Source organism: Bartonella sp. AP40SXNS (assembly GCF_042195825.1).
In the GTDB taxonomy this organism is placed as follows: domain Bacteria; phylum Pseudomonadota; class Alphaproteobacteria; order Rhizobiales; family Rhizobiaceae; genus Bartonella.
The window spans coordinates 1-3,358 of sequence record NZ_JBHIPB010000042.1 but is presented as its reverse complement, the minus strand read 5'-3'; the positions used below and the strand labels follow the sequence as shown (position 1 = coordinate 3,358).

Below are 3,358 nucleotides of genomic sequence, written 5' to 3'. Positions count from 1 at the left end.
CCATACATTGCATCATCATATTCGCGCTGTTTTATATCATCTAAAAAAAAACCGTATGCTGTGCTGTGTAGAATAAAATCGTGAGGAATGTTACCGTTGAAACACTGCTCTTCACATTCTTTCAGATAGCATTCGGCAATATCTTCAGAGATATCTTCACAACGATTAGTCGTTGGTTCTACACGCAAAATTTGGACAGCATTATCGGCTTGGTCGATAAATTTGATCATGTCCTTTTCTTCTAAGAAAGGACCAGATTTAGCGAGATTTTGTTCTTCATTTTCGCAGATGACTAAGAGAATTTCATCAGAATTGATAAACACTGGTTTTTTCACAAATGCCTCCATACAGCCTATTGGCAAAAGTTATTTTCTAAGATATGGAGTGAACATATTTTCGTTTTACGGTAATGTCAATATAAAAAATACCGTATTACGAAAATTATTTTATTTAGATTAGTGTATTTTTTATAGATATTTGGAGATTTTATGAAAGGCTATAAGATTGCAAAAAGAAAATTTTCACAATTATCAAATGAAGAAAAAATAGCAACTATCGCTTTTTTGATTCGATTAAAGTATGAAGAAACGCTAAAGTTGCCCTCCGTTCTTCTTCATTGCAAGACGAATATAGATCATAAAAATCTTGATCTATTTTGCTTAAAGCCGGATACGGAGGATACTCCTTAAAGAAACTGTGTAGATTCACTAGCTCTTCTGCAGTGATATCACGGTAGGCTTTAGAGTCAGAGTCATCAATCGATAATAAGCGTGTAATAGATGATGGACTCAATCCTAAATGTTGCCCTAAAGCCTTACGGCTTCCATGCCCCATTTCATTTAATTTTTCATTAATCCACACTTTTATTAACTTTTGAAAATCCATTTTATTTTTCTCTCTTAAAATTATTAAATAATCAATGTTGCGTATTACGAAAATTTTGTTTATATTTGCGTAATACGTAAATATATGACAGAAAATTTTGGATTACATGATTACTCCAGCAGTTACGATTATAAAGTATTTAGGCGGTGCAAAACGCGTGTCGTTGATTTCTCAATGCCATGTATCTGCTGTTTATAAATGGACTTATCCTTTTGAAAAGCGAGAGGGTAAAGGCGGCATTATACCAGCTAAATACCAAATTATGCTTTTAAATTATGCGCGAGATCATGGGATAGATTTGCGTCCAGAAGATTTTTTTTATCCCGAGCGCTTGCAGAGATTAATGCAAGAGCAACACCCCCCAATGTCGAAAATTTGCAAGAGCTGCGGTGTTGATCAGAAGGTCGATAGATTGCAGCATTAAGGAGATCAAAATGAGTTCGAATGAAATTTTATGGATAGCAGTGGTTTCAGTTTTGCTCTTAAGCGGAGTGATGTTTCGTATTGCATTGCATTATCGCGATCAAGTTAAAGCACTTAAAGAGCAGGTTCAAGATATTAAGAAAAAAATGAAAGAGAATGAGTTTAGGTATTTAAAGGAAAGCAAGCAGACAATTGATGAATGTGATGCGGATCTTGAAGAACGTGACAAGGAAATTAAACAACTGAAGCAAGAGATTGAAGAACGTGACGAGGAAATTAAACAACTGAAACAAAAGACTGAAGAGCATGAAAAGGCGTTCAGAAATGTAAGTGAAGTTGTAATGACACTCGAAGCAGATGTTCAATCACGTGACAAGGAAATTAAAGAACTTAAACAAAAGATAGAAGAATGTGACGACGAGGAAATTGAAGAACGTGACAAGGAAATTAAACAACTGAAACAAAAGACTGAAGAACTAAAACAAAGTATAGATGCGTATCGAGAAGAGTTTACACGGAAAAGTGAAAAGATACAGGCACTAAAAGCAGATGTTCAATCACGCGACGAGGAAGTTGAAAGACTAACACAAAAGCTTAAACAGCGTGATGAAGCAGTAAAAGCGCCGGCTCGTAAAAATAAGAAGAAGGGTAAGTGAGGAGAGAAAGATGAGTTTAGTAGCAATTGTTATTTCCTTAATTGCGAATGTGATTTCGTTTTATGCTGTTCATGACTCTTCTAAAAGAGTGCGAAGGCTTAGAAAAGAGCTAGCAGAAAAAAATGAGTTAATAGCGTCACAAAAAGCATTGATGGAAGAACAGCTAGCAGAAAATGAAGAGAAAATACAACATTTACAAAAATTACAAAAAGAAGTGCAAGAACGTTTGTTGGAATCTGAACAGAAGAAATCTAAAGAGCAAGAATATTTGACTGAATATGAAAATATTAATGACAATCTTCAAGAGCCTGAAGATGTTCGTGCGCTTGTAAGAGAGTTTGTAAACAAAGCTCCAATTATAAATGAATATAGTGATGAAAAAGATGATGATAGAGCACGAAAGATATTGCAACAATTGAGGAAGGATGAACAGACAAAGAATGAAGCAATTGAAATTATTGAGGATTTCAATAGATGGTTTATGGCAAAACAATCGGTTACAGTTGCAGAAGCCAATCAATGGGATAGGGCACAATATTTATCATTTCTTCTTATGAAACCAAAGCCACTGACATGGGCCGAGTTGGCTGAAAAAAGCCCTGAGGAACAACATCGTTATTCATCATGTTGGAAAACGGTTATTTATTGAATGGAAACAGCTTGGAATACAACAGATCGGATAGTTTATTACTTGGTTTAATATTAAAATATTCGGGGCAAAAAGTCACTTTTTCTGGTGGATTTAAAGGATTTACGGCAGTGTGCTCCATAGTCAATATTAAAGGAATTTCTGAGTTTCTGTCTATAGGAAAAACACTAATAATTAGTCCTAATAGACCAGAAGGTTTGAGGCTAAATGGATCAATATCGCTATGTATGGGTGGATCGACTCGAGGTTTCTTTAAGCATAAGTGTTTTTCCTGTTGAGGATGGATGTAATGTAGTGTTCCTAATGATTGTGGCGAAAGTTCGCGATAGCATGCGGACATAAAGATAAAAAGGCTATTATCCTGTATGCTGATAGAGTTGATTTTAATTGTTTGTTTTGTGGGGTTTGTAATGATTAAAGATACATATATTACTGGAAGGATATCATTAGGATTATCACTTATCCATGAACTGTGTGTGGTAACACGGAGCTTTTTTTCTTCTAAAATCTCTAATTGTTTTTCCAGAACTGTGGCAAGCTTTTCCATTGATATTGCTTGTTGTTTAGTTGATTTAGCTATGTCCACGGCATTGGCTAATTCTGTTTCAAATTTTTCTCGGTCTTCTCTTCTAAACTTTGCAGCTTCTATTCGATCTTCTCTTCTCAATTTTGCAGCTTCTATTCGATCTTCATTTCTTAAATTCAATGTCTGTTTAATAGAACGAAAAGAAAAAATTGCGGATAA

General features: G+C 34.8%; 6 protein-coding genes. 3 read left to right on the top strand and 3 right to left on the bottom strand.

Annotation, left to right across the window (positions count from 1 at the left end; genetic code table 11):
• Together ACFILZ_RS09400 and ACFILZ_RS09395 are read right to left on the bottom strand one after the other, a co-directional pair.
• Positions 1 to 335: hypothetical protein (locus ACFILZ_RS09400; protein ID WP_375610997.1), on the bottom strand; the 335-nt coding region annotated here is incomplete at its 3' end.
• Between the two features lie 217 nt (positions 336 to 552).
• Entirely contained in the window at positions 553 to 885 is a 333-nt protein-coding gene (locus ACFILZ_RS09395; RefSeq protein ID WP_038473488.1) for a hypothetical protein, read from the bottom strand.
• Positions 886 to 991: 106 nt separating this feature from the next.
• Here ACFILZ_RS09395 and ACFILZ_RS09390 point away from each other — a divergent pair, with 106 nt between their 5' ends.
• The 3 genes from ACFILZ_RS09390 to ACFILZ_RS09380 are packed head-to-tail and all read left to right on the top strand — an operon-like array spanning position 992 to position 2,613.
• Complete coding sequence (locus ACFILZ_RS09390) at positions 992 to 1,309, top strand: hypothetical protein (protein WP_375610999.1); 318 nt, start codon at positions 992 to 994, stop codon at positions 1,307 to 1,309.
• Between the two features lie 10 nt (positions 1,310 to 1,319).
• Entirely contained in the window at positions 1,320 to 1,964 is a 645-nt protein-coding gene (locus ACFILZ_RS09385; RefSeq protein ID WP_375611000.1) for a hypothetical protein, read from the top strand.
• A 10-nt stretch (positions 1,965 to 1,974) separates the two neighbouring features.
• The gene (locus ACFILZ_RS09380) at positions 1,975 to 2,613 is read left to right on the top strand and encodes a hypothetical protein (RefSeq protein ID WP_375611001.1); all 639 of its coding nucleotides are present in this window, start codon (positions 1,975 to 1,977) and stop codon (positions 2,611 to 2,613) included.
• Here the strand turns inward: ACFILZ_RS09380 and ACFILZ_RS09375 are convergent.
• Positions 2,603 to 3,358: hypothetical protein (locus ACFILZ_RS09375; protein WP_375611002.1), on the bottom strand; the 756-nt coding region annotated here is incomplete at its 5' end. The two genes, ACFILZ_RS09380 and ACFILZ_RS09375, sit on opposite strands and share 11 nt — an antisense overlap.